General features: G+C 61.4%; 21 protein-coding genes and 1 pseudogene. 6 read left to right on the top strand and 16 right to left on the bottom strand.

Annotated features, from left to right (window positions below; translation table 11 throughout):
* Nucleotides 1-2: 2 nt before the first annotated feature.
* Nucleotides 3-1,202, bottom strand: coding sequence for an iron uptake system protein EfeO (efeO, locus tag HXW87_RS17855; protein WP_239777060.1), 1,200 nt, complete (start codon nt 1,200-1,202; stop codon nt 3-5).
* A gap of 8 nt (nt 1,203-1,210) precedes the next feature.
* On the bottom strand, nt 1,211-2,065 hold the full coding sequence (gene efeU, locus HXW87_RS17850; protein ID WP_239777051.1) for an iron uptake transporter permease EfeU: 855 nt from the start codon (nt 2,063-2,065) through the stop codon (nt 1,211-1,213).
* A gap of 290 nt (nt 2,066-2,355) precedes the next feature.
* Here efeU and HXW87_RS17845 point away from each other — a divergent pair, with 290 nt between their 5' ends.
* The 6 genes from HXW87_RS17845 to HXW87_RS17820 all read left to right on the top strand — a co-directional run bounded on the left by HXW87_RS17845 (nt 2,356) and on the right by HXW87_RS17820 (nt 9,446).
* Complete coding sequence (locus tag HXW87_RS17845) at nt 2,356-3,372, top strand: AraC family transcriptional regulator (protein WP_239777040.1); 1,017 nt, start codon at nt 2,356-2,358, stop codon at nt 3,370-3,372.
* Nucleotides 3,373-3,633: 261 nt separating this feature from the next.
* Nucleotides 3,634-5,298, top strand: a complete 1,665-nt coding sequence (locus tag HXW87_RS17840) for an AMP-binding protein (protein ID WP_239777038.1) — start codon at nt 3,634-3,636, stop codon at nt 5,296-5,298.
* A gap of 15 nt (nt 5,299-5,313) precedes the next feature.
* Entirely contained in the window at nt 5,314-6,075 is a 762-nt protein-coding gene (locus tag HXW87_RS17835) for an SDR family NAD(P)-dependent oxidoreductase (RefSeq protein WP_096796067.1), read from the top strand.
* 12 nt (nt 6,076-6,087) lie between these two features.
* Nucleotides 6,088-7,281, top strand: a complete 1,194-nt coding sequence (locus HXW87_RS17830) for an acetyl-CoA C-acyltransferase (RefSeq protein ID WP_239777027.1) — start codon at nt 6,088-6,090, stop codon at nt 7,279-7,281.
* 144 nt (nt 7,282-7,425) lie between these two features.
* Nucleotides 7,426-8,553 carry an acyl-CoA dehydrogenase gene (locus HXW87_RS17825; protein ID WP_027611962.1) on the top strand — a complete coding sequence of 376 codons (1,128 nt, stop codon included), beginning with the start codon at nt 7,426-7,428 and terminating at the stop codon, nt 8,551-8,553.
* A gap of 119 nt (nt 8,554-8,672) precedes the next feature.
* Complete coding sequence (locus HXW87_RS17820; protein ID WP_239777025.1) at nt 8,673-9,446, top strand: enoyl-CoA hydratase; 774 nt, start codon at nt 8,673-8,675, stop codon at nt 9,444-9,446.
* A 187-nt stretch (nt 9,447-9,633) separates the two neighbouring features.
* On the opposite strand, the gene HXW87_RS17815 is transcribed toward HXW87_RS17820, so the two are convergent.
* The 14 genes and pseudogenes from HXW87_RS17815 to arnB form a co-directional block, all read right to left on the bottom strand.
* A complete protein-coding gene (locus tag HXW87_RS17815) occupies nt 9,634-10,785 on the bottom strand; it encodes an acyl-CoA dehydrogenase family protein (RefSeq protein ID WP_086791167.1) in 1,152 nt (383 codons plus the stop codon).
* Between the two features lie 3 nt (nt 10,786-10,788).
* Nucleotides 10,789-11,895 (bottom strand): enoyl-CoA hydratase/isomerase family protein, encoded by a 1,107-nt coding sequence (locus HXW87_RS17810; protein WP_239777024.1) that lies wholly within the window; start codon nt 11,893-11,895, stop codon nt 10,789-10,791.
* A gap of 235 nt (nt 11,896-12,130) precedes the next feature.
* Entirely contained in the window at nt 12,131-12,817 is a 687-nt protein-coding gene (locus tag HXW87_RS17805) for an HPP family protein (protein ID WP_108182677.1), read from the bottom strand.
* 155 nt (nt 12,818-12,972) lie between these two features.
* Nucleotides 12,973-14,151, bottom strand: a complete 1,179-nt coding sequence (locus tag HXW87_RS17800; protein ID WP_239777022.1) for an MFS transporter — start codon at nt 14,149-14,151, stop codon at nt 12,973-12,975.
* A 142-nt stretch (nt 14,152-14,293) separates the two neighbouring features.
* Complete coding sequence (locus HXW87_RS17795; protein ID WP_239777020.1) at nt 14,294-14,812, bottom strand: GNAT family N-acetyltransferase; 519 nt, start codon at nt 14,810-14,812, stop codon at nt 14,294-14,296.
* A 79-nt stretch (nt 14,813-14,891) separates the two neighbouring features.
* Complete coding sequence (locus tag HXW87_RS17790) at nt 14,892-16,490, bottom strand: glycosyltransferase family 39 protein (protein ID WP_239777018.1); 1,599 nt, start codon at nt 16,488-16,490, stop codon at nt 14,892-14,894.
* A gap of 15 nt (nt 16,491-16,505) precedes the next feature.
* Nucleotides 16,506-17,866, bottom strand: a pseudogene (locus tag HXW87_RS17785) (UDP-glucose/GDP-mannose dehydrogenase family protein).
* Entirely contained in the window at nt 17,863-18,276 is a 414-nt protein-coding gene (arnF, locus tag HXW87_RS17780; RefSeq protein ID WP_239777010.1) for a 4-amino-4-deoxy-L-arabinose-phosphoundecaprenol flippase subunit ArnF, read from the bottom strand. Before arnF ends, HXW87_RS17785 begins: the two are co-directional and overlap by 4 nt.
* Complete coding sequence (gene arnE / locus HXW87_RS17775) at nt 18,273-18,617, bottom strand: 4-amino-4-deoxy-L-arabinose-phosphoundecaprenol flippase subunit ArnE (protein ID WP_239777008.1); 345 nt, start codon at nt 18,615-18,617, stop codon at nt 18,273-18,275. The genes arnF and arnE overlap by 4 nt, the downstream gene beginning before the upstream one ends.
* A complete protein-coding gene (arnT, locus tag HXW87_RS17770) occupies nt 18,614-20,263 on the bottom strand; it encodes a lipid IV(A) 4-amino-4-deoxy-L-arabinosyltransferase (protein ID WP_086791184.1) in 1,650 nt (549 codons plus the stop codon). Before arnT ends, arnE begins: the two co-directional genes overlap by 4 nt.
* The gene (gene arnD, locus HXW87_RS17765; protein ID WP_041063807.1) at nt 20,260-21,144 is read right to left on the bottom strand and encodes a 4-deoxy-4-formamido-L-arabinose-phosphoundecaprenol deformylase; all 885 of its coding nucleotides are present in this window, start codon (nt 21,142-21,144) and stop codon (nt 20,260-20,262) included. Before arnD ends, arnT begins: the two co-directional genes overlap by 4 nt.
* Nucleotides 21,144-23,135 carry a bifunctional UDP-4-amino-4-deoxy-L-arabinose formyltransferase/UDP-glucuronic acid oxidase ArnA gene (arnA, locus tag HXW87_RS17760; RefSeq protein WP_047294354.1) on the bottom strand — a complete coding sequence of 664 codons (1,992 nt, stop codon included), beginning with the start codon at nt 23,133-23,135 and terminating at the stop codon, nt 21,144-21,146. The genes arnD and arnA overlap by 1 nt, the downstream gene beginning before the upstream one ends.
* A complete protein-coding gene (gene arnC / locus HXW87_RS17755; RefSeq protein WP_239777006.1) occupies nt 23,132-24,163 on the bottom strand; it encodes an undecaprenyl-phosphate 4-deoxy-4-formamido-L-arabinose transferase in 1,032 nt (343 codons plus the stop codon). Before arnC ends, arnA begins: the two co-directional genes overlap by 4 nt.
* The gene (gene arnB, locus HXW87_RS17750; protein WP_131670405.1) at nt 24,160-25,308 is read right to left on the bottom strand and encodes a UDP-4-amino-4-deoxy-L-arabinose aminotransferase; all 1,149 of its coding nucleotides are present in this window, start codon (nt 25,306-25,308) and stop codon (nt 24,160-24,162) included. Before arnB ends, arnC begins: the two co-directional genes overlap by 4 nt.
* Nucleotides 25,309-25,447 lie beyond the last annotated feature (139 nt).

Raw genomic sequence — 25,447 nt, 5'->3', positions numbered from 1 at the left:
GCTTACAGGCCGGAGAGGCCGAGGGCGGGATCGATGCCATCCAGAGCGTCGGCGAGTGCCTTGGCCTTGTCGGCGATCTGTTTGCGTTGTGCGCCACTGACCGTGTCGTAAGTGGCGTAGCCGTCCTTGACCTTGAAGCTGTTCAGTACGCTGTCGAAATCACTCAGCGCCGCGTCAATTTTCGGCAGCAGCTCCGGCGCCGACTTGCTCAGCATCGGCCGCAGCAGCTCGACCACTTTGTGCGCGGTTTCCAGATTGCCGGCGAAGCCACCGAGATCGGCGTGGCTGTAGCGTTCCTCTTCACCGCTGGCGGCGCGCACGTCGGCCAGGGTGTTGAGGTTGCGCACCACGATGCTCACCAATTGCTCCGGCGGCAGCGATTGGGCCAGCAGTTGCTGTTTGAGTGTGGTGACGTCGACCAGCAGACGCTCGGCGACCGGGTTCAAGCCGTCGAGGCTGCGTTGCTGGAACAGCGCATATTCGACCCGGTGGAAGCCGACGAAGGCCGGATCCTGCTCACGTTTTTCGAAGTAATCGGCGCGAGCGTTGATGCTGTTGTCCAGCTCCGCCAGCCGTTGCGCGGCAGGGGCCAGACGCTGATAAGCCGTACGCGCCGGCAGGTACAGTGCTTGTGCCTGAGCCAGGTCGCCGCTGGTAATTGCCTGATTCAGCGCGGTCACGGCTTTGATCAGCGCGCTGCCCTGAGTCGCCAGATACACGCGGAACTCCGACAAAGGCCCGACGAAAGCGACCATCGACGGTTTGGCCTTGGCGGCAGCGTCGGAGGCGGCGGTCGGCGTTACGTGCAACACGCCACGCGGATTGCTCAGCAGACCGCACGTGATCGCGTAGTCGCCGGGTTGCAGGTTGGCGTTGATCACCTGACTCAGGCCCGGGGCGATGTTTTCGCGCTCTTCGATCACCAGCACGCCGTCGAGGATTTCCCATTCCACCGCCCGATCGGAGCGGTTGACGATGCGGAAACTGGCGCGGCCGGCGGGCACCGTCAGCTCGTTCGGATCGCAGCTGTGCGCGTTGATGTTGACCACCACTTCATCATGGTTGTGCTGACGCTTGGCCGCAGCCATTTTCGAGGCGTAGTAGAACAGGCCACCGGCGGCGATCATCACGACCACCGAACCGGCCACCGCCCAGCGCAAGGCGCGGGGAGGCGAGGCCTGAGGAGTATTAGGCTTTGACATGGGTGCCCTTATTGGCTGGAAACGGAAGACGATTTGCTGGCTGTGTCTGCGCTTGAGGCCGGCGCGGCGGGGTAGAAGAACATCACCAGCGCCACCACCAGATAGATCAGGTACGCACCGAGGGTGCTGACGGTCGGCGCATCCTGATAACCGAACATGCCGGCCAGCACCGAGCCCAGCGGGCCGTCCATCGGCAGCGTCGCGCTGAAATCAAACAGCACGCTTTGCAGGTGATTCCACACACCGGCTTCATGCAGGGCTTGCACCGAGTTGGCGAGGATTCCGGCGGCGACCACCAGAATGAACAACCCGGTCCACTTGAAGAACGCCGACAGGTTCAGGCGCATGCTGCCGCTGTAGATCAGGAAACCGACGACGATTGCCAGCACCAGGCCGAGCAGGGCACCGATCGGTGCCCCAGGCCCCTCGCTCTGCTGGAATACCGCGAGCAGAAAGAACACGGTTTCCAGCCCTTCGCGAGCCACGGCGAAAAACACCATGGCAATCAGTGCGATTACTTGATGCTTTGACGAGGTCAGGGCGTGATCCAGCGAGGCTTGTAATGAATGCTTGATCGAACGTGCGACCTTGCGCATCCAGAACACCATCGAACTGAGGATGCCCACCGCGACCAGTCCGACAATGCCTTCGAACAATTCCTGCTGTTTCTGCGGGAATTCGGCACTGACCAGCTCCAGGCCGCCGCCGACCAGCAGCGCCAGCGCAGCGGCGAGGAAGACGCCGATCCACACCGCCGGCATCCATTGGCCACGACCGGTCTGTTGCAGGTAGCTGGCGATGATGCCAACGATCAGCGCGGCTTCAATGCCTTCGCGCAGCATGATCAGAAAGGGAACGAGCATTCAGGCAACCACGAGTGATTTAGATAGGTGGCTAAGTTGTAACATAATGACACTCATTCCCAAATGGGGATGGTTGACATTTACCTGAACATTCGCTGAACGGCATGTTTTTCGTCCCCCGCACAGCCCCCTTGTAGGAGCTGCCGAAGGCTGCGATCTTTTGATCTTGTTTTTAAAAATCAAAGTCAAAAGATCGCAGCCTTCGGCAGCTCCTACAGGGGATTCGTGCTGAATTCGCATCCTGCGTTAAGATGCCCGTCACTCGAAAACCACAAGGTCTGCCTCGCTCCATGTCGGAAAAAGACACCATCGCCGTGCAGCTGGTGCGTGAAGCGCTGCTGCAAAGTTGTGCCCCGGGCGTGGCCACGGATGAAGTCTTGAACAAGGTCGGGATTGCTCCGGCGCTGCTGCACAGCGAGCAAGGTCGGGTACCTGCCTCGCAATACGCCAGACTCTGGCGCTTGCTGGCCCGGCGCGGCGATGACGAGTTCTTTGGCATGGATCCGCGCCGGCTCAGGTCCGGCAGCCTCGAATTCCTCTGCCGCAGCGCCATGGCGCAATCGACGCTGGCCGCCGGCGTGAACATGGGCCTGAGTTTTCTCTCGCTGATGCTGGAAAAAATGCCCGCGCAACTGGTGCATCAGCAGAGCCTGGCGGAAATCGTCCTGCTCGAAGACGACCCGGAACCGCGCCGCGCGTTTACCTATTTCACCTATTGGATGATCGTCCACGGCGTGGCCTGCTGGCTGGCGGGGCGGCGGATTCCGATCCTGGCGATCGAACTGCGCTGCGCGGAACCTGATTTCTGCGACGACTACCGGGTGATGTTCTCGGAAAACCTGCGCTTCGAGCGTCCGCGTACGCGGATGATTTTCGCCGCTGACTGCCTTGATCTGCCGATCAAGCGCACGGCCGAAGAATTGAAACGCTTTCTGGCCCATGCGCCGGCGAACATTCTGGTGAAGTACCGCGATCCTGAGAGCCTTGCCAGCCGGATCAAGCAGGATCTGCGGCAGTTGCCCGCCGAACAGTGGCCGGAGACCGAGGCGCTGGCGCAGCAACTGTGCATGTCCGCCTCGACCCTGCGCCGGCGTTTGTCCGAGGAAGGGCAGACCTATCAGGGTCTCAAGGACAGCGTGCGCAAGGAACTGGCGATCAGTTGGCTGGCGGAGCCGTCGATCAGCTTCGTCGAGATCGCCACTCGGCTGGGTTTTGCCGATGCGAGTTCGTTCTACAAGGCGTTTCGCAAGTGGTCGGGGTCCAATCCGGGGCATTATCGTACGTTGATCCTTAACGAAGCGGTCTGATCCGACGCACATTTGGAATGCGCTTCCCCTGTAGGAGCTGCCGCAGGCTGCGATCTTTTGCCTTTGATGTTCTAAAAAACAAGATCAAAAGATCGCAGCCTGCGGCAGCTCCTACAGGCGTTTGTTTGTCATTGTGCAAGCATGGCCAAACCAGTCAGCCACTTTGATGGCTTTGACCATTGCCGCCTCCGCGCCGCAGCGCGACTATCCCTGTGTTGTTTACGGTTCCCAGCCTAATAAAAACACCGAGGGATTCTGGCAATGCGCGATTACTTGTCTGCCACCGAACAGTTCAACTATCAGCACACCGTGGACGCTGCGCTCAGCGGCACGCTGGAGGCGCTCAACGCCTGCGTCGAATGTTGCGACCGCCATGCCTTGCCGGGGCGCATCGCGCTGTTCTGGGAAGGCCGCGACGGCGCCAGTGCCACGTACACCTTCAGCGAACTGCAAGACAAAGCCGCGCGTTTCGCCAATTTCCTTCTCGAACAAGGCGTGCAGAAGGGCGACAAGGTCGCCGGCCTGCTGCCGCGCAACATCGAATTGCTCATCACCGTGTTTGCCACCTGGCGCATCGGCGCGGTGTATCAGCCGTTGTTCACCGCATTCGGCCCCAAGGCCATCGAGCATCGGCTGAACAGCTCCGACGCCAAAGTGGTGGTCACCGACGCGGTCAACCGGCCAAAACTCGCCGAAGTCATGGATTGCCCGACCATCGTCACCGTCGGCGGTGCCAAAGGTCAGGGCATCGTCCGTGGCGACTTCAGTTTCTGGGCCGAGCTGGCCAACTATTCCAGCGTTTGCGAACCGGTCCTGCTGACGGGTGACGATCCGTTCCTGCTGATGTTCACCTCGGGCACCACCGGCCCGTCGAAAGCGCTGTCGGTGCCGCTCAAGGCCATCGTCGCGTTTCAGAGCTACACCCGCGACGCGGTGGATCTGCGCCCTGAAGATGCGTTCTGGAACGTCGCCGATCCGGGCTGGGCCTACGGCATCTATTTCGGCGTCACCGGGCCGATGGCGATGGGGCATCCGATCACCTTTTACGATGGTCCGTTCACCCTCGAAAGCACCTGCCGGGTGATCAACAAATACGCCATCACCAACCTCACTGGCTCGCCGACCGCGTATCGCCTGTTGATTGCCGGCGGCAACGAGTTCGCCAAGTCGATCAAGGGCAAGCTGCGCATCGTCAGCAGCGCCGGCGAGCCGCTGAATCCGGAAGTGATCCGCTGGTTCGCCGACAACCTCGATGTGGTGATTCACGACCATTACGGGCAGACCGAACTGGGCATGGTGCTGTGCAACCACCACGGTCTGCAGCATCCGATCCACCTCGGCGCCGCCGGTTTCGCCTCGCCGGGCCATCGCATCGTGGTGCTCGACGAGCAGTACAACGAACTTGGTGTCGGCCAGCCGGGCATCCTCGCCATCGACCGCACCCAGTCGCCGATGTGCTGGTTCGGCGGCTACGAGGGCGTGTCGACCAAGGCCTTCGTCGGCGATTACTACCTCAGCGGCGACACCGTGGAATGGAACCCGGACGGCAGCATCAGCTTCGTCGGGCGCAGTGATGATGTGATCACGACTTCCGGCTACCGCGTCGGCCCGTTCGACGTCGAAAGTGCGCTGATCGAACACCCGGCAGTGGTCGAAGCGGCCGTGGTCGGCAAGCCGGATCCGGAGCGTACCGAACTGGTCAAGGCCTTCGTCGTGCTCAACCCGCAATACCGCGCCGAACCGACGCTGGCCGAAGAATTGCGGCAACACGTGCGCAAGCGTTTGGCCGCGCATTCGTACCCGCGGGAAATCGAATTTGTCAGTGAGTTGCCGAAAACCCCAAGCGGCAAATTGCAGCGCTTTATCTTGCGCAACCAGGAAATCGCCAAGGCTCAAGAGGCCGCGGCGCACAACGTTTCAGCTTGAATCAGGAAGTCCGTCATGCAGATCGAGAACAAGGTTTTTATCGTCACCGGCGGCGCGTCCGGCCTGGGTGCCGCCAGCGCCGAATTGCTGGTCAACGCCGGCGCCAAAGTAATGTTGGTGGACATGAATGCCGAAGCCGTCGCCGCGCAGGCCCAGCGCCTCGGCGCGCAAAGTGTGGTGGCCGATATCAGCAACGAAGCCGCTGCCGAAGCGGCGGTGCAGGCGACGCTGAAAGCTTTTGGCAGCCTCAACGGTCTGGTCAACTGCGCCGGCATCGTCCGGGGCGAGAAGATTCTCGGCAAGAACGGCCCGCATGCGCTGTCGAGTTTTGCCCAAGTGATTAACGTCAACCTGATCGGCAGCTTCAACATGCTGCGACTGGCCGCAGCGGCCATTGCCGAAAGCGAAGCCAATGCCGATGGCGAGCGTGGGGTGATCATCAATACCGCCTCGGTCGCGGCGTTCGATGGCCAGATCGGCCAGGCGGCGTATTCTGCTTCCAAAGGCGCGATTGCCAGCCTGACCCTGCCGGCCGCCCGTGAACTGGCGCGTTTCGGCATCCGCGTGATGACCATCGCTCCGGGCATTTTCGAAACCCCGATGATGGCCGGCATGACCCCGGAAGTGCGCGAGTCGCTGGCCGCCGGCGTGCCGTTCCCGCCGCGCCTGGGCAAACCTGCCGAGTACGCCGCGCTGGTTCGGCATATCATCGAAAACAGCATGCTCAACGGTGAGGTGATCCGTCTCGACGGCGCCTTGCGCATGGCCGCCAAGTAAGGAGGATTTGTCATGACTCTTGCCAACGATCCGATTGTTATCGTCAGTGCCGTCCGCACCCCGATGGGCGGTTTTCAGGGCGAACTGAAAGGCCTCACCGCGCCGCAACTGGGCGCTGCGGCGATCAAAGCAGCGGTTGAACGCGCCGGGGTTGCCAGCGACGCGGTTGATGAAGTGTTGTTCGGTTGCGTATTGCCCGCCGGCCTCGGTCAGGCGCCGGCGCGGCAGGCAGCTTTGGGCGCCGGGCTGGATAAATCGACGCGCTGCACCACGGTCAACAAGATGTGCGGCTCGGGCATGGAAACCACCATTCTGGCCCACGACATGCTGCTGGCCGGCAGCGCAGATGTGGTGATCGCCGGCGGTATGGAAAGTATGTCCAACTCGCCGTATCTGCTCGACCGCGCTCGCGCCGGCTATCGCATGGGTCATGGCCGGGTGCTCGATTCGATGTTCCTCGACGGCCTCGAAGACGCCTACGACAAGGGCCGTCTGATGGGCACCTTCGCCGAAGACTGCGCCGAAACCAACAACTTCAGCCGCGAAGCCCAGGATGCGTTTGCCATCGCCTCGACCACCCGCGCCCAGCAGGCGATCAAGGACGGCAGCTTCAAAGCCGAGATCGTGCCGCTCACGGTGACCGTCGGCAAAGAACAGCTGCTGATCAGCAACGACGAGCAGCCGCCGAAAGCCAAACTGGACAAGGTCGCCTCACTGAAACCGGCGTTCCGCGAAGGCGGCAAGGTGACAGCGGCCAACTCCAGCTCGATCTCCGACGGCGCGGCGGCGCTGGTGCTGATGCGCCAGTCGCAAGCGCAGAAACTGGGTCTCAAGCCACTGGCGGTGATTCACGGTCACGCGGCGTTTGCCGACACGCCGGGCCTGTTCCCGGTGGCACCGATTGGCGCGATCAAGAAGCTGGTGAAGAAGACCGGCTGGGCGTTGAACGAGGTCGATCTGTTCGAAATCAACGAAGCGTTCGCCGTGGTGGCGATGGCCGCGATGACTCACCTGGAAATCCCCCACGACAAGCTCAACGTGCACGGCGGCGCCTGCGCGCTGGGCCATCCGATCGGTGCCTCGGGCGCGCGGATTCTGGTGACCTTGCTCTCGGCCCTGCGCCAGAAAAACCTGAAACGCGGGATCGCGGCAATCTGCATCGGCGGCGGTGAAGCCACGGCGATGGCCGTGGAATGCGTCTACTGAGCACCCTCTCTCTGTAGGAGCTGTCGAGTGCAACGAGGCTGCGATCTTTTGATCTTGTTTTTAAAATCAAAATCAAAAGATCGCAGCCTGCGGCAGCTCCTACAGGGGGCGGTGTGTAACCCGGATTTAAGTTAAGGATTCACCATGATTCCCAACGAAGACCAGACCCAGATCCGCGACATGGCCCGGCAGTTCGCCGAGGAACGGCTGAAACCGTTCGCCGCCGAGTGGGATCGCGAGCATCGTTTCCCCAAGGAAGCCATCGGCGAAATGGCCGAACTGGGTTTTTTCGGCATGCTCGTGCCGGAACAGTGGGGCGGTTGTGACACCGGTTACCTGGCCTACGCCATGGCCCTGGAAGAAATCGCCGCCGGCGACGGCGCCTGCTCGACCATCATGAGCGTGCACAACTCGGTCGGCTGCGTGCCAATCCTCAAGTTCGGCAACGACGACCAGCGCGAGCGCTTCCTCAAACCGCTGGCCAGCGGCGCCATGCTCGGAGCCTTCGCCTTGACCGAACCGCAGGCCGGCTCTGATGCCAGCAGCCTGAAAACCCGCGCTCGTCTGGAAGGTGATCACTATGTACTCAACGGCTGCAAACAGTTCATCACGTCCGGGCAGAACGCCGGGATCGTGATCGTGTTTGCGGTGACCGATCCGAGTGCCGGCAAGCGCGGCATCACGGCGTTCATCGTGCCCACCGATTCGCCGGGCTACAAAGTCGCACGGGTCGAAGACAAACTCGGCCAGCACGCGTCGGACACCTGCCAGATTCTGTTTGAAGACGTCAAAGTACCGGTCGCCAACCGCTTGGGTGAGGAGGGCGAAGGCTACAAGATCGCCTTGGCCAACCTCGAAGGCGGGCGGGTCGGCATCGCGTCGCAAGCGGTGGGCATGGCCCGCGCTGCGTTCGAAGCGGCCCGCGACTACGCCCGCGAGCGCGATACGTTCGGCAAACCGATCATTGAGCACCAGGCCGTGGCGTTCCGTCTCGCCGACATGGCCACGCAGATCGCCGTCGCCCGGCAAATGGTGCATTACGCCGCCGCGCTGCGCGACAGCGGTCAGCCGGCACTGGTTGAGGCTTCGATGGCCAAACTGTTCGCTTCGGAAATGGCCGAGAAGGTCTGCTCGATGGCGTTGCAGACGCTGGGTGGTTACGGTTACCTCAACGACTTCCCGCTGGAACGCATTTACCGCGACGTGCGCGTCTGCCAGATCTACGAAGGCACCAGCGACATTCAGCGCATGGTCATCTCACGCAACCTTTAACCCCAACCCTTTGCAGGAGCTGCCGCAGGCTGCGATCTTTTGCTTTTGATTGTTAAAAACAAGATCAAAAGATCGCAGCCTGCGGCAGCTCCTACAGGGTACAAATTCAGGAGTCATGTATGAGCTACGAAACAATTCTGCTGGAAAACCACGACCGCGTCGGCCTGATCACCCTGAACCGTCCGCAGGCACTGAACGCCCTGAACGCGCAGTTGGTCAGCGAAGTGAACCACGCCCTTGATGCTCTGGAAGCGGATGCGAACATCGGTTGCATCGTCATCACCGGTTCGAAGAAGGCCTTCGCCGCCGGCGCTGATATCAAGGAAATGGCCGAGCTGACCTACCCGCAAATCTACATGGACGACCTGTTCAGCGACAGCGACCGCGTGGCCAACCGCCGCAAGCCGATCATCGCTGCGGTCAACGGTTTCGCCCTTGGTGGCGGCTGTGAACTGGCGTTGATGTGCGACTTCATTCTGGCAGGCGACAACGCCAAATTCGGTCAACCGGAAATCAACCTCGGCGTGCTCCCGGGCATGGGCGGCACCCAGCGCCTGACCCGCGCCGTGGGCAAGGCCAAGGCCATGGACATGTGCCTCAGCGGGCGGATGATCGATGCGGTGGAGGCCGAACGTTGCGGCATCGTTGCGCGGATCGTACCGAGCGATGAGTTGCTCGACGAGGCGTTGAAAGTCGCCGCCGTGATCGCCAGCAAGTCGCTGCCGATTGCGATGATGGTCAAGGAAAGCGTCAACCGTGCGTTTGAGGTCAACCTGGCTGAAGGCGTGCGTTTCGAGCGCCGGGTGTTCCACGCGGCGTTTGCGACGCAGGATCAGAAGGAAGGGATGGCGGCGTTTGTGGCCAAGCGCGCGCCGGAGTTTACCGGAAAGTAATGCATCGTCCTGGCTGACGTCTTCGCGAGCAAGCTCGCTCCCACACTGGATTTATGTCGTACACAAATCCCCTGTGGGAGCGAGCTTGCACGCGAAGCTTTTGAGGCAACATCAAAAGATCGCAGCCTTCGGCAGCTCCTACACCATTTTCCTGTAGGAGCTGCCGAAGGCTGCGATCTTTTGCTTTTTACAGCGGGTAGTTCTTCAGTTCCCGCGCAATCACCATCCGCTGAATCTCGCTCGACCCCTCATAGATCTGGGTGATCCGCGCATCGCGGTAGTACTTCTCGACCGGATAATCCTCCAGATACCCGTACCCGCCATGAATCTGAATCGCCGACGAGCAAACCTTTTCGGCCATCTCCGAGGCGAACAGTTTGGCCTGCGACGCCTCCGACAGACACGGTTTGCCCGCCGTGCGCAGGCGCGCCGCGTGCAGGATCATCAAGCGCGCCGCGTTGATTTGCATGTGCATGTCGGCCAACAGATTGGCGATGCTCTGGTGTTCGTTGATCGGCTTGCCGAACTGGATGCGATCACGGGAGTACACAAGCGCCGCTTCAAACGCCGCCCGGGCGATGCCCAAGGCTTGCGCAGCAATGCCGATGCGGCCGCCTTCGAGGTTGGACAGGGCAATCGCCAGACCCTTGCCGCGCTCGCCGAGCAGATTGGCCTCGGGAATGCTGCAGTTGTTGAGGGTCACTGCGCAGGTGTCGGAGGCGCGGATGCCCATCTTGTGTTCGGTGCGATCAACGATGAACCCCGGCGTATCGGTGGGCACCAGGAACGCAGAAATGCCTTTCTTGCCCAGATCCGGGTCGGTCACCGCAAACACGATCGCCAGTTTCGCCCGTTTGCCGTTGCTGACGAATTGTTTGGCGCCGTTGATCACCCACTGGCCGTCGCGCCGTTCGGCGCGTGTGCGCAGGTTGTGCGCCTCGGAGCCGGCCTGCGGTTCGGTGAGGCAGAAGCAGCCAATGACCTGACCGCTGGCGAGGTCGGCCAGCCAGGTTTGTTTCTGTTCTTCGCTGCCGTAATTCATGACCGGCCCACAACCCACCGAGTTGTGAATGCTCATGAACGCGCCAGTCGCGCCGTCACCGGCTGAAATTTCTTCGACGGCCAGCGCATAGGCCACGTAATCAACGTAAGTGCCACCCCATTCCTCGGGCACCACCATACCGAGCAAACCGAGTTCGCCCATCTTCGCCACCAGCGCGTCGTCGATCCAGCCAGCCTTTTCCCAGGCTTGCGCGTGAGGTGCGATTTCGCCACGGGCAAAATCCCGGGCCATGTCGCGGATCATTACTTGTTCTTCAGTCAGTTCGAGATCGTGCATGGCTCAGCTCCCGCTCTCATCAAAACCGTTAAAGAAACTCGCGACGTGCCCGGCGTCCAGCGCGGCGAGGGTCGGCGGATTCCAGCGAGGTATCTTGTCTTTGTCGATCAGCAGGGCGCGTACGCCTTCGATCAGGTCGCCGCGTTCGAACCACTGACGATCCAGATGCAGTTCGAGGGCGAAACACTGTTCCAGGCTCAGTTGCCGACCGCGACGGAGCATCTCCAGGGTCACGGCCATCGCCAGCGGCGAGCGGGTCTCCAGCAGGTCAGCGGTGGTCGTCGCCCACTCATGGCTGTCGGCGACGGTGACTGCGCGCAGTTGCTCGACAATGCTCGGCACGTCCGGCAGGGCGAAGAAATGGTCGATGGCCGGGCGCAGCTTCTCCAGCGGCGCATCGCTCAGGGTTTGCACGCCGGTTTTCGCCAGCAGGCCCTGCAGATCCTTGAGCGGCGTGTCGTGCCATTCCAGGTGATCGAGTTGTTCGTCGAGGCTCGCCAGTTGGCGGCTGTCGACAAACCAGTCCGCCAGCCCGCAATACAGCGCATCCGCCGCACGAATCTGCACGCCGCTGACGCCCAGATAGATCCCCAGTTCACCGGGAATCCGCGAGAGGAAATAGCTGCCGCCGACATCGGGGAAATAACCGATCGCCACTTCCGGCATCGCCAGCCGGCTCTTTTCCGTAACCACCCGCAGATCCGCACCTTGCACCAGGCCCATGCCGCCGCCGAGGACGAAACCGTCCATCAACGCCAGTACCGGTTTGCGGTAGTGATGAATGGTCAGGTCGAGGGCGTATTCCTCGACGAAGAAATCTTCGTGCAGCGTGGCGCCGCTTTTGAAACTGTCGTACAGGGAACGAATATCGCCACCGGCGCAGAAAGCTTTTTCACCGGCACCGCGCAGCACCACAGCGTGCACATTGGCATCAGCAGCCCAGGCATCGAGTTGCTGCTGCAACTGGCGAACCATGTCGAGGGTGATGGCGTTGAGACCGGCGGGGCGGTTGAGGGTCAGGTGACCAATGTGGTTGCGAACCTCGGCCAGCACGTCGTTTTGCGTGGCATCCATGGACGGCGTCCGCGGGGATGAAGCCTGAGCAGTCATCACTAACTCCCTGCTTTTATTGTCTTTATTCGAGAAGCTCGCGCGCGAGCGTTAACGGATCGTAACAGTGCAAATTTGCCGTGTACAACGGGGATATGTGCAGGGGGAGTTTGCGTTTTTGCCTTAGGGAAAATCGGATGTGCTTGTGTAGGAGCTGCCGAAGGCTGCGATCTTTTGATCTTGAAAAGATCGCAGCCTCGTTGCACTCGACAGCTCCTACAGGGAGAGTGAGGTGTCAGGTGAAGACTTCGCCGATGCTGCGGCGTTTGGCGTGCAGTTCGCTGGCGTGGATCAGTTGTTCGAGGTCTTCGGGAGTGACGTCGATAAAGGCTTCCATCTCAGCCAGTGCCCGTTTCAAATCCTCGGCGGTAATTGACTGACTGTCGACGGGAGTCTGCAGCGGCGCGGGTTCGGCCGGGCGTTTCGGGTAGCGGATGCGCGTCAGGTTGTTGTAGGCCAGCGCACTGAGCAGCATGCACGCGGCGGCGAGCATCACCGGTTCCATGGCTTTCCAGTCCAGGGCGATGGTGGCGGGATCGGCCAGCACCAGTGTCAGCGCCAGCGCGCCGGCCGGTGGGTGCAGGCAACGCAACCAGCACATCAGAATCAGCGCCATGCCTGCCGCCAGACAGGCACTGCCCAGGGTTCGCCCAAGAACATGAGCCACCAGCAACGCAATGACACTGGCGCACAGATAGCCGCCGATGATCGACCAAGGCTGCGCCAGCGCACCGGAGGACACGGCGAACAACAGCACCGCCGAAGCACCCAATGGCCCGATCAGGTGATACGCCACTTCATGGCCGAATACCTGACTGCACGCCCAGACACTGAACAAGGTGCCCAAGGCCATACCAATGGCGGCGCGGCTCCATTCGGTGGGGCGGGTGTTGATGGCGGCGGGGAACCAGCGAGCGAGCATGTGAATCGGGTCCTTGGCGGTAAAATCGAGGCAAAAAAAAGGACTTGTCCGTTTCGGAAAGTCCTCGAAGCGTTCCAACTATTGGGGGAGGAACGCGCACAGTGTGCCGTGCAAATTCGATGCTGACAAATTCATATAAATGCTGCTTCAGTGCATTATTTTTGAATTGTGGCCACGCGGCGTCCACTGACAAAACACAGATACCCACCCAGCGCGGCCAAAGCGCTCAGGGCGTAGAACATGCTCGGCGCCGGCGTGTGCATCAGCAGAAACCCGCACATCACCGGACTCAGCGCACCGCCCAGTGCCGCGAGGTTCTGCGCGCCGTAATAACTGCCGCGCAGCTCTTCCGGCGCGAGGGTATCGACGAAGAGGAAATCCGCCGGATAAATGATCATCTCGCCGAGGGTGAAGATGAACATCGCCACGCACCAGCCGACGAGGCTGTCCGCCAGGCTGAAACCGATCAGACCGACGATGAACAACGCCGTGCCGCCGGCAATCCAGAACCGCAGGTGCTCGCGCTTGAGTAAACGCCCGATCTGGTATTGCAGCAGGATCACCGTGATCGCGTTGCAGGCCAGCAGGGCGGCCATGGTGTCGAGTGTCTGTTCTTGGGTATGGGTCACCAGCAGGTATTGCGACAGGTACAGGGTAAAGCGCCCGTGAACCAGGGTGCTGAGTAGACAACCGAGGGTGAACAGGATCATCGTGCGGTCGTTTTTCAGGATGATCAGGGTGTTCAGGAAACTCTGTGGCGGGCTGGCCGGCGACAGCGGACCGGTCTCGCGGGAAACGCCCAGCAGCAGGAAAACGCTGCCGGCGGCAATCAGCCCGGCGACGATAAACGGCGCTGAAGGCTGAACCCCGGCAATCACTACACCGATCATCGGGCCCACGGCGTAGCCAATGTTGGTCAGCGTGTAGTTCAGTGAAAACGCCTTGACCCGCTGGCCGACCGGCAGGTTTTCACTGAGCATCGCTTTGGAGCAGATCAGGAACAGTGCCGACGCCGTTTCACTGATGATCAGCACCAGCGTGACCAGGTACAGATTCTGCGCGAAGGTCAGCAGCATCAGGCCGACACCGCTGGAGAGCATGGTCAGGATCAACAGCTGACGCTTGTCGAGGCGATCGATGATGTAGCCGCCATACAGCGACAACAGCGTGGCACTGAACACGGCGATGCCCAACAGCAGACCGACGTCCTGCGGGTTGAGGCCCAGTTTGTTGCTGAGGAACAGGGTCAGTAGCGGGCTGATCAGGGCACGGCTGATGACGATGCTCAGCGAGGTGATCATCAGGCGGCGTATCAGGCGGGAGTAGGTGGCCACGGCAGTGCAAATGTCCTTATTTTTATGATGAAAACCCGCGTGGCAGCGAGCCTGCTCGCCAATACCGAGTGTCAGGCGCCAACGCAGTTGACTGACAGGACGCTATCGCGAGCAGGCTCGTTCCTACAAGGGATTTGTCCTGTCAGGGCAATCTCAGCTGCATGGCGCAGCGTCGCTCGGCGGCAAAACCCTGTTCGATTTCGTTCTGCAGGGCATCGAGCAAATGCGCTTCGTGCTCACCGGGTGTGACTTCCACAAACCCCATCCGATGATAAAACGGCGCATTCCACGGCACATCGCGAAACGTGGTCAGGGTCACGGCGGGCATCTGCTCGCGGCGGGCATGTTCAATCGCGGCCAGCAGCAGTTGACGGCCCACGCCCTGCCCCTGAAACGCCAGGCTGACGGACAGTTCCTCAATGTGCAGTTGCTTGCCGACATCCAGCGCGCGGATAAACCCTGCGAGCTGCGCCGAGGTGTTTTCGGCGACCCAAACGTGGGCATGGTCGATGAATTGGCGGTGTTGCGCGGCGCTGGCCACGTCAGTGTCGGCCAACCAGGCGAGGGTCGGATCTGTGCGAAACAGCTCGGCGGCCGAGCGTTCAATGGCGGGGAGGGCGTCGGCATCACTCTGCCGCGCCCGGCGTACAACAAAACTCATGGTAAAAGTCCCTGTAAGCGCTGCCGCAGGCTGCGATCTTTTTCCCGAAAGCGCAAAAGATCGCAGCCTCAATCAGTTCCTACAAGGGTTTCAGGTACAACAGCACGTAATCGTTCTTGTCGAAACGGCCGGTCAGTACCGGTTGCAAACCCGCCAGCGAGGTGCCCTGCAGCGATTGCAGGTCCTTGCTGTCCATCATCAGCCAGGCCGGGCCTTTGAGGGCCTCGAGTTGCTGCACCGTTTCGGTGAACTGCGGTTGCAGGTCCTGCTCGACGTTGACCATGAACTTGATCGCCTTGGCGTCTTTGCCCATGCCGTGCAGCACCAGCGGTGCCGGGTTCTGCTGCACCTGCGCGAAGGCGGCGCGACTGAACGCCTGCGTGTCGTACAAGCGTCGCTCCACCGGTTCGAACACCGCGGCATACACCATCCACAACGCGAGCACCGAGCACAGCGCCAGCACTTCGGCACGCCAACGCGGTATCAACAGGCGCGACAACGCGAGCAATTGCAGAACACCGAGTACGATCAGCACCAGAGTCAGACCGTCGAGCTGCTCGGGGAAGCGGCGTTTGGCAACCAGCAGGGCCACCATCAACAGTCCCGGCGTCACCAGCCAAATGCCTTGGATAACCCCGCGCAATACGCGGAACACCCGACCGTGCAGCACCTGAAACGGGTACGCCGCGATGATCGCCGCCATCGGCAACATCGGCAGCAGGTAACGCGCCTTCTTCGCCTGTGGAATCGACAGGCCAACCATGACGATCAGCCCGGCAGCCGCACAGTATTGCACCAGACGCAAGGCCGGCCCGCGCTGATGCGGTTTGCTCAGCCAGGTCGCCGCCAACGCCAGGATCGCCAGCGGATACGCCAGTGCGTAGTTGCCCATGGAACTGGTGAAGTAATACAGCGAACCGCTGACGCCTTCACTGCCGTCCATGCGCCCCATGAACTGCATGCGGATCACGTCTTGCAGGAACGCTTCGCCGCCACTGAGTCTGGCCAGCCACAACAGCAGCGCGACGCACGCGGCGAGCAGGATCGACGCCAGTACACCGAATACCAACAGGCGTTTCCACTCACGATTGAGCAGGTAGTAACTGCAGAGCATGCCGGTCGGCACCACCAGGCCGATCGGCCCACGGATACCAAAACCCAGCAGCAACAGGACAAAGATCAGCGGCCAGCGTCGGCGCGAGCCAAAGTGGTCGTGCGCGTAACCCAGATAAAACACCGACAGCGCCACGGCGGCGAGCATCAGGTCTTGCGACACCGCGCGCACTTCGGTGACGAAGGTGCTGGTGAGCATCAGCAGCGCAATGCTGATCAACGCCCAGCGTTGCGAATGCACCGCCAGCAAACGGTACATCAACGTCACGATCACGCCGCCGGCAATGGCGCTGGGCAGCCATGCCGTCAGGGTGTTGATCGCGCCGAAGGGCAGCGACAACAGCCAGATGAACAGCGTCGAAAGCGCCGAATAATCGGCGTACGGCTGCCCGTAGGTCGTCGGGAATACCGTTGGCCCGTGCCTGAGCATCTCTTGGGCAAACAGCACAAAACGTGAATCGAAGCCAATGGGAGCCTGTCCGTAAACCCCGGCGATAAACAACAGCAGTGCCAGCAGCCCTGCGATCAGGGACTGCCGGCGGATGACAGGCGACAACGTGATCAAGCGACTTCCGCTTTGTTAGGCCACTGCTGCAGTGGCATCGGCAGTTTGCGCGAATCGCCTCGGCCGATCGGGAAGTACTTGAAGCCATTGCGCGCCAGACGCTCGGCGTCGTACAGGTTGCGGCCGTCGAAGATCACCGGGGCTTTCAGGCGTTGCTCGATCAGGTCGAAATCCGGGGCCTTGAATTGCTGCCATTCGGTGCAGATGATCAGTGCATCGGAGCCGGCCAGCACCGATTCCGGGGTGCCCATCAGCATCAGTTTTTCTTCGTTCGGGTACAGGTGCTGGGTTTCCTGCATCGCTTCCGGGTCGAACGCGCGCACACTGGCGCCGGCGGCGAACAGCGAATCGAGCAGCACGCGGCTCGGCGCGTCACGCATGTCGTCGGTGTTCGGCTTGAACGCCAGGCCCCACAGGGCGAAGGTCTTGCCGCGCAGGTCACCCTTATAGAACGCGTTGATACGGTCGAACAGCTTGTGCTTCTGCCGCTCGTTGATCGCTTCGACCGCTTGCAGCAGGTCGCTGGAGCAGTGCGCCTGCTCGGCGCTGTGAATCAGCGCGCGCATGTCTTTGGGAAAGCACGAGCCGCCATAACCACAGCCCGGGTAGATGAAGTGATAACCGATGCGCGTATCGGCACCGATGCCCTGACGGACCGATTCGATGTCGGCGCCCAGGTGTTCGGCGAGTTCGGCGATCTGGTTGATGAAGCTGATCTTGGTCGCCAGCATGCAGTTGGCGGCGTATTTGGTCAGCTCGGCGCTGCGCAGGTCCATGAACATGATGCGGTCGTGGTTGCGGTTGAATGGCGAGTACAGGTCGCGCATCACATCGCGCACGTCGTCACCTTCGCAGCCGATGACGATGCGGTCCGGACGACGGCAGTCGGACACCGCCGAACCTTCCTTGAGGAATTCCGGGTTGGAGACGATATCGAACTGCAGTTCACGACCGGCCTTGTCCAGCGCGGCTTGTATGTGCGCCCGCAGGGTGTCGCCGGTGCCAACCGGTACGGTGGATTTCTCCACCAGAATCAGCGGCTGCTCACGGTGGCGCGCCACCGCGTCACCCACCGACAGCACGTATTTCAAGTCAGCCGAGCCGTCGTCGCTGGACGGTGTACCGACGGCGATGAATGCGACACGACCGTGCTGCACGGCGAGTTTTTCATCCGAGGTGAAATGCAGGCGGCCGGAGTCCAGACCTTCGCGCACCAGGCTCGACAGGCCTGGTTCGAAGATGCTGACGTGACCCTGGCGCAGCAGTTCGACTTTCTTCTGATCAATGTCCATGCACACGACGTCGTGACCGACTTCGGCCAACACGGCGGCCTGCACCAGACCCACATAACCGCTACCAAATACTGTGATTTTCATGGAGCACTCCTGAATTCGGGCGCACGAGACGGACGAGTGTTAATAGTGATGACCCCGAGCATGACCAGTGCCACGCCCAGCGATTTAGTGAAACTGAACGATTCGTTGAACAGCGGCAGACTGGCCGCCAGCAGGTACACCAGCGCATAGCTGATGCTCAGTAGCGAATAGGCCCGCCCCAGCGGCAGATCGCGCAAGGCCGCGAGCCAGCAGAGCATCGACAGGGCGTAGGCGAAAATCGCCGCCAGCACCACGGCCAGTGCCGACAGATCGACACTGCCAGTGCTCAACGCCGCCAGCCATTGTTCCGGTTGCGGCAGGCGCGTCATGCTCCAGCGCATCCCCAACTGGGCAGCGCTGACCAGGCCCACGCTGGCCAGCGCAAAACCGATACCTCGTACCTGGTTCATGACTGTTGCCCCAGCAAAACCACGCCACCGATCACCAGCGCCACGCCCAGCCAATGCCGGCGGTCGATGGGCTCGCGAAAGACGAAGCGGGCGATCAGGGTGATCAGTACGAAGTTGAGGCTGAGCATCGGGTAAGCGATGCCCACTTCAAGACGTTGCAGCACCAGCAGCCAGACCAGCAGCCCGCTGCCGAGTGAAAACAGCGCCAGCCACAACCACGGTGAACGCAGTTTGTCAGCCCACGACGACTCAACGCCGCGCCAGCTCTCCACGGCGAATTTCTGTGCGACTTGCCCCAGACACGTCAGCAGACACGCCGTCAGTAACAGCAACCAACTCATGACGGATCCTTGGGCAGCACCATGATCACCAGATTGCCCGATTCGTAACGGGTACCGTCTTTAGGCAGCAGATCGAGTTCTTCAAGTTCGTCCTGACCCTTGACGCGCATCAGCACGCCGACCGAGCCGCTGCGGCGCGCTTCACGTACCCATTGCTGAACGTTGTCTTTGGTGAGTCGGCGTTCAGCACCTTCCGGGTAGGACAGACCGTATTTGAGTTCGCCGACCGTGTTGTACAGCGCGACCTCTGGTTGTTTCATGCGCCAGGCCAGTGCCGCTGCGGCGCCCAGATCGTTGCTCAGCAAGTGCGTGGCACCGGACAGTTCAGTGACGTGATGGCGGATGAACTGATCCGGGGTTTTGTTGGCCACCACCGATTTTGGCAACGCCGCCGGCAGGATCCCGGCCAGCAACAGGCTGCCCAGCGCCGGTGCCGCCCAGCATTGCAGCGGCAGGAACGCTTGCGCCAGGTTGGCGATGATCCAGCCGATCAAGGCAATGAACACCAGCACCATGCTGTGCAGTTCGTGGTCGTACACCGGTTTGTTCAGTTGCAGGTAAACCAGTGCGATCAGGGTGACCACACCCAGCAGCAGGTTCAGCAGACCATTGATCCCCAGCGCCCGGCCTTGTTCCAGACGCAGACGATCAGCCAGCGCATTGCCCAGCAGCAGTGCCAATGGCAGCAGACACGGCAGGATGTAGGTCGGCAGCTTGCCGTTGCTCAGGCTGAAAAAGCCCAGGGGCAACCACAGCCATAACAGCAGGAAAACCATGTTCGGCTGGGCCCGGGTTTGCCAGGCTTGCTTGAACGCAGTCGGCAACAGACCAACCCACGGCAAACTGAACGCCACCAACAGCGGCAGGTAAAACCACCATGGCGCATCGTGCTGCGCATCGTCACCGGCGAAGCGGCGGATGTGTTCGTGCCAGAAGAAAAACCGCCAGTAATCCGGTTCCTGTGCGTGCACCGCCAGTGCCCACGGCAAGCTGACGACGATCGCGATGGCGATGGCCACCGGACCGAACACCAGCAGTTCACGCCAGCGTTTCTGCCAGAGCATCCACGGCAATGCGATCAGTACCGGCAGCAACCAGGCGAGAAAGCCCTTGGTCATGAAGCCCATGCCGCAGGCCAGCCCCAGTAGCGCCCAGGCGCCCAGGCGGTGCCCGGTGCTTTTGCTGTCAAGCGCAAACCACAGCGCCACCAGACTCAGGTTGACCCAAAAGGTGAACTGCGGATCGAGGTTGGCGTACCCGGCCTGACCGGCGACGACTGTGAAACTCATGTAGAGCAGGGCGCAGACGAAACTCTTGCGCGGATCGTTCCATAGCCTGCGCGCGACCAGGTAGGCCAGCAACACACTCAAAGCCGTGCTGAGGGCCGACGCGAAGCGCACGCCGAACAGGTTCTGCCCGAACAGTTCCTGGCCGATGGCGATCATCCAGTAGCCGGCAATCGGCTTCTCGAAATACCGCAGGCCCATGAAATGCGGCGACACCCAGTTGCCACTGAGCAGCATGTCCTGGCTGATCTGTGCGTAACGGGTTTCGTCGGGGATCCACAGGCCATGGGTGCTCAACGGCAACAGATAGGCCAGCAGACAAAGGCCGACCAACAGCGGCAGTGCCCAGCGTCTGGTCATGCGCCTTGCACTCCCAGCCAGCCTTCGCGGCCTTCGAGCGCACCGCGTTGCACGCGGCCCACGGGCAAGGTGTTGAAATACTCGGGCAGCAAGTTGCCCAAGGGTTGAAAGTCAATGTGGCGCTGGCGTGCATCGGCCAGCAATTGACGAAAGTCCTGAGCCATCAGAATCCCTTCTACTTCGGCATGAATGGTGTAGACGTTGAGTGCTTGCGACTGGAACCGGTCGAGGATGAAGGCGTTGAAGTCCTTCGCCGCCACGTGCGGGCCGACGACTTCATCGAAGGTCGGCAGGTCCACTGGAATCTGCGGCGTGCCCGGTGTGCCGTCCGCCAGCAGCGGACGGAACAGGCTCTGCCCACGGCAATCGCTGTTGTAGCGAAAGCCGAAAGTCTGCTTGGCCTCGATCACGCGCTCGTCCGCACGCCAACCGGCGGCGGCCGAACACTGGATCTTTTCGCCGAGGATGTCGCTCAAGGTGTCGACGCCGCGACGGATCTGTTCGATCAGTTGCGCGTCACTCCAGCGACCGGCATTGGCCTGCCAGCCATGGTGATCCCAGGCGTGCAGGCCAACCTCGTGACCGGCGTCCCGGGCCTGACGCATCAGGTGCCCGAGATCACGGCCAATCGGTTTGCCGGGCCAGGCAGTACCGGCCAGCAAAATGTCCCAGCCGTAGAGGCCGGCAGCGTTGGAACGCAGCATTTTCCAGAGGAACTGCGGGCGGATCAGGCGCCACAGATGCCGGCCCATGTTGTCCGGGCCGACACTGAAGAAAAACGTTGCCTTGACCTGCGCCTCGTCGAGCATCTCCAACAGTCGCGGCACACCTTCTCGGGTGCCGCGGTAGGTGTCGACATCGATACGAAGACCTGCCTGCATTACTTCTTGTCCGCGATTTCGAGCATGGCTTCACGCAGGAAGAAGTCCAGGGTGTTGCCGATGGTCTCGCGCATTTCCACGGTCGGCTCCCAGTTCAGCAGGCGCTTGGCGTTGGCGATGCTTGGCTTGCGGTGTTCCACGTCCTGGTAACCGGCACCATAGAACGCCTTGCTTTCCACGTCGCGGAAACCGGCGAACGGCGGGAAGTTGTGGCGCAGCGGGTGTGCTTCGAACTGACGCAGCAGCTCTTCGCCCAGTTGACGGATGCTGGCCTCGTTGTCCGGGTTGCCGATGTTGATGATCTGGCCGTTGCACACGTCGTTGTCGTTGTCGATGATGCGCGCCAGGGCTTCAACGCCGTCAGCAATGTCAGTGAAGCAACGCTTCTGCTCGCCACCGTCGAACAGGCGGATTGGCGTGCCTTCCACCAGGTTGAGGATCAACTGCGTGATGGCGCGGGAGCTGCCGATACGCGCCGAATCCAGACGGTCCAGACGCGGGCCCATCCAGTTGAACGGACGGAACAGGGTGAAGTTCAGGCCCTTGGCGCCGTAAGCCCAGATCACGCGGTCCAGCAGTTGCTTGGAGACCGAGTAGATCCAGCGCTGCTTGTTGATCGGACCGACGATCAGGTTCGAGCTGTCTTCGTCGAAGTTCTTGTCCTGGCACATGCCATAGACTTCGGAGGTCGACGGGAAGATCACGCGCTTGTTGTACTTGACGCAGTAGCGAACCAGTTTCAGGTTCTCTTCGAAGTCCAGTTCGAATACGCGCAGCGGGTTGCGGGTGTATTCGATCGGCGTGGCGATGGCCACCAGCGGCAGGACCACGTCGCACTTCTTGATGTGGTACTCGATCCACTCGGAGTGAATGCTGATGTCGCCTTCGACGAAGTGGAAGTTCGGGTGGCTGCGCAGGCGGTCGATGGCGTCGGAGCCGATGTCCAGACCGTAGACTTCGTAGCGGTCGTCACGCAGCAGGCGCTCGGACAGGTGGTTACCGATGAAGCCGTTGACACCGAGGATCAGCACGCGGGTACGACGTGGCGCACGCCCGGATTCGGCGCCGCGCAGCAGCGAGCCATCCACCAGACCCAGTTCGTTGGCCAGTTGCGGGCCGCTGAGGTACAGACCGTTGTCGTTGCGCTGACCGGCGTTGATCACCAGCGAGTCCTGACCGCAGGCAATGCGCAGCGGATCGACGCTGATCACGCGACCTGGCGCCTGACCTTCGTTGCCCTTGACGACGTCAGCGCTCCAGACGATCAGTTTGTGTTCGCCCACGGCGCAGAACGCACCCGGGTAAGGACGGGTCACGGCGCGCACCAGGTTGAACAGTTCTTCGGCCGGCTTGGCCCAGACCAGTTTGCCGTCCGCCGGGGTGCGACGACCGAACACGGTGGCTTTCGATTCGTCCTGCGGGGTTTCAGTGATCTTGCCTTGCAGCATGTTCGGCAGGGTGTCGCGCAGCAGGTCGCTGGCGGCGGTGCGCAGTTTGGCGTGCAGGGTCAGGCCGGTGTCGCTGCGTTCGATGGCAACACGCTGCTGGGCAACGATGGCGCCGGCATCGGCGCGCTTGACCATGCGGTGCAGGGTCACGCCGGTTTCGGTTTCGCCGTTGACCAGCACCCAGTTCGCCGGAGCGCGGCCGCGGTAGCGTGGCAGCAGCGAACCGTGCAGGTTGAATGCACCCTTTTTGGCCAGGGCCAGCAGTGGCTCGCTCAGCAGGTTGCGGTAATAAAAGGAGAAGATGTATTCCGGGTCCAGCTTGGCGATGCGCTCGATCCACAGTGGGTGGTTGGCGTCTTCCGGCGCGTGTACCGGGATGCCTTTGTTGGCGCACAGCTGGGCTACCGAGGCATAGAACGCGTTTTCTTTCGGATCATCGGCGTGAGTGAACACTGCTGCAATGTCAAAGCCGCTGTTGAGCAGGGCTTCAATGCCGGCGCAGCCAATATCGTGGTAGGCGAAGACAACAGTTTTTGCACTCATGAGAGAACCTGATCGGAAGTGGAAGAAGTAGCGGTAGAAGAAAGACCATCAACGGTGACGGCAGGGGCCGGATCGGCCGGCTGGCTGCGCAACACCTTTTCGATGAAGAAACGCGGACGGGCGCGCACATCGCTGTACATGCGACCGAGGTATTCACCCAGCAGCCCCATGCCGATGAACTGGCCACCGGTAAACACAAACAGTACGGCGAACAGCACAAACATGCCGTCACCGGCCCAACCGGCACCGAACGCCAGACGCAGTACGATCAGCGCAACGGCGAACAGCACACCCAGACCGGCCATGGCGAAGCCGACGATGCTGAGCAGGCGCAGTGGGGTGGTGGTCATGCAGGTGATCAGATCGAACATCAGGTTGATCAGGCGCATCGGGCTGTATTTCGAGTCGCCGTGTTCACGCTCGGCGTGGGCCACGACGATTTCGGTGGTGTGACGGGCGAAGCTGTTGGCCAGAATCGGGATGAACGTGCTGCGTTCGCGGCAGGCGAGCATCGCGTCGATGATGGTGCGGCGGTAGGCGCGCAGCATGCAGCCGTAGTCGCTCATGGCAACGCCAGTGGAGCGCTGCACGGCAAGGTTGATCAGCTTCGACGGATAACGGCGCAGCGCCGAGTCCTGACGATTGCCGCGCACGGTGCCGACCACGTCGTAACCTTTTTCGGCCTCGGCCACCAGTCGCGGGATTTCTTCCGGCGGGTTCTGCAGGTCGGCGTCGAGGGTGATGACCACGTCGCCCTTGCACTGTTCAAAACCGGCCATGATCGCGGCGTGCTGACCATAGTTGCGGTTGAGAATGACCGCCACGAACGGGCTGTTTTCACGCCCGGCGGCTTCTTCAAGCATGTTTGCCGACTCATCGCGGCTGCCGTCGTCGACCAGCACGATTTCGAAATCGTGATGCAACTGGCGGCAGGCCGCCTCGGTACGGCGCAGCAGTTCGGGCAGGCTTTCCTGTTCGTTGTAGACCGGGATGACGATCGACACGCTACGGATTGGATAAGGTTTCACAGGCGTTTTTCCATGATGTGTGCGATGGCACCGACCACCCGGTCAAGGTCTTGACCGGTCATGTCGGGGAACAGCGGAATCGAGCAGAGCCGCGCCGAGTTCCATTCGGTGTTGGGCAGGTAGAGGTCGGGGTCACGCTGGCGATACCAGGTGTGCAAGTGGGTGGCGATGAAATGGATACCGGTGCCGATGCCCTGATCCTGCAACGCCTTCATGAAGGCTTCGCGGTCCATGCCGCAACGCTCGCTGTCGATGCGCAGGATGAACAGGTGCCAGGCGTGTTGCTGGGCGTAGTCGGGCAGGGCCAGCGGTTGCACCGGCAGGCCTTCGAATTTTTGCAGGTAGCTGGTGGCCAGTTCGGTGCGGCGGGCGTTGATTTCGTCCAGACGCTGCAGTTGCACCAGGGCAATCGCGGCGTTGATGTCGGCCAGGTTGTACTTGAAGCCCGGTTCCATCACCTGCGCCTGCGGCTTGCGGCCACCGGTCAGACGGTCATAGGCGTCAACGCCCAGGCCGTGGAATTTGAGCATGCGCACGCGGCTGGCGAGGGCTTCGTCGTCGGTGACGAACATCGCGCCTTCGGCACAGGTCATGTTCTTGATCGCATGGAACGAGAAGATCGCCGTGCCTTGCGAACCGACGTGACGGCCCTTGTAGCGCGTGCCGGCAGCGTGGGCGGCGTCTTCGATGACCGGGATGCCGTGTTTGTCGGCCAGGGCATACAGCGGATCGAGATCGAATGCTGCGCCGGCATAGTGCACCGGAATGATTGCCTTGGTCCGCGGGGTGATGGCCGCTTCGATGCGTGCAGCGTCGGTCATCAGCGTGTCGCGGTCGACATCGACGAACACCGGTTTGGCGCCCAGCAGGGAGATCATGTTGGCGGTCGAGACCCAGGTCTGCGACGGGGTGATGACTTCGTCGCCCGGGCCGATGCCCAGGGCCAGCAGCGTGATGTGCATCCCGCCGGTGGCCGAAGACAAGGCCACCGCGTGCTTGCAACCCACGTACTGCGCAAACTGCTCTTCGAGTGCCTGGTTTTTCGGCCCCGTGGTGATCCAGCCCGAGCGCAACACCTGCTCGACAGCGGCAATTTCCTCATCGCCGATACTGGGGCGAGAGAAGGGGAGAAACGCCTGACTCATGGGCACCTCATTGCAAAAAATAAAAGGATGGACTCACGCAACTGTTGGATCCAACCACAGCGTAGACACAGAAAAGCGCTCCTGCATCAATAACTTGGCAAAAAAAGCATGACGTCGGGGATTGATTGACTTTTCACGA

The organism is Pseudomonas sp. Y5-11 (assembly GCF_022368695.1).
Taxonomy (GTDB): Bacteria; Pseudomonadota; Gammaproteobacteria; order Pseudomonadales; family Pseudomonadaceae; genus Aquipseudomonas; species Aquipseudomonas parakoreensis.
The sequence above is the reverse complement of the archived record's forward strand: the minus strand, read 5'-3'. Positions and strand labels throughout refer to the sequence as shown.

What these genes read in the sequence shown, in the direction of transcription:
- efeO (WP_239777060.1), bottom strand. Translation starts at nt 1,202, where the DNA reads ATGTCAAAGCCTAATACTCCTCAGGCCTCGCCTCCCCGCGCCTTGCGC.
- efeU (WP_239777051.1), bottom strand. Translation starts at nt 2,065, where the DNA reads ATGCTCGTTCCCTTTCTGATCATGCTGCGCGAAGGCATTGAAGCCGCG.
- HXW87_RS17845 (WP_239777040.1), top strand. Translation starts at nt 2,356, where the DNA reads ATGTCGGAAAAAGACACCATCGCCGTGCAGCTGGTGCGTGAAGCGCTG.
- HXW87_RS17840 (WP_239777038.1), top strand. Translation starts at nt 3,634, where the DNA reads ATGCGCGATTACTTGTCTGCCACCGAACAGTTCAACTATCAGCACACC.
- HXW87_RS17835 (WP_096796067.1), top strand. Translation starts at nt 5,314, where the DNA reads ATGCAGATCGAGAACAAGGTTTTTATCGTCACCGGCGGCGCGTCCGGC.
- HXW87_RS17830 (WP_239777027.1), top strand. Translation starts at nt 6,088, where the DNA reads ATGACTCTTGCCAACGATCCGATTGTTATCGTCAGTGCCGTCCGCACC.
- HXW87_RS17825 (WP_027611962.1), top strand. Translation starts at nt 7,426, where the DNA reads ATGATTCCCAACGAAGACCAGACCCAGATCCGCGACATGGCCCGGCAG.
- HXW87_RS17820 (WP_239777025.1), top strand. Translation starts at nt 8,673, where the DNA reads ATGAGCTACGAAACAATTCTGCTGGAAAACCACGACCGCGTCGGCCTG.
- HXW87_RS17815 (WP_086791167.1), bottom strand. Translation starts at nt 10,785, where the DNA reads ATGCACGATCTCGAACTGACTGAAGAACAAGTAATGATCCGCGACATG.
- HXW87_RS17810 (WP_239777024.1), bottom strand. Translation starts at nt 11,895, where the DNA reads ATGACTGCTCAGGCTTCATCCCCGCGGACGCCGTCCATGGATGCCACG.
- HXW87_RS17805 (WP_108182677.1), bottom strand. Translation starts at nt 12,817, where the DNA reads ATGCTCGCTCGCTGGTTCCCCGCCGCCATCAACACCCGCCCCACCGAA.
- HXW87_RS17795 (WP_239777020.1), bottom strand. Translation starts at nt 14,812, where the DNA reads ATGAGTTTTGTTGTACGCCGGGCGCGGCAGAGTGATGCCGACGCCCTC.
- arnF (WP_239777010.1), bottom strand. Translation starts at nt 18,276, where the DNA reads ATGAACCAGGTACGAGGTATCGGTTTTGCGCTGGCCAGCGTGGGCCTG.
- arnE (WP_239777008.1), bottom strand. Translation starts at nt 18,617, where the DNA reads ATGAGTTGGTTGCTGTTACTGACGGCGTGTCTGCTGACGTGTCTGGGG.
- arnT (WP_086791184.1), bottom strand. Translation starts at nt 20,263, where the DNA reads ATGACCAGACGCTGGGCACTGCCGCTGTTGGTCGGCCTTTGTCTGCTG.
- arnD (WP_041063807.1), bottom strand. Translation starts at nt 21,144, where the DNA reads ATGCAGGCAGGTCTTCGTATCGATGTCGACACCTACCGCGGCACCCGA.
- arnA (WP_047294354.1), bottom strand. Translation starts at nt 23,135, where the DNA reads ATGAGTGCAAAAACTGTTGTCTTCGCCTACCACGATATTGGCTGCGCC.
- arnB (WP_131670405.1), bottom strand. Translation starts at nt 25,308, where the DNA reads ATGAGTCAGGCGTTTCTCCCCTTCTCTCGCCCCAGTATCGGCGATGAG.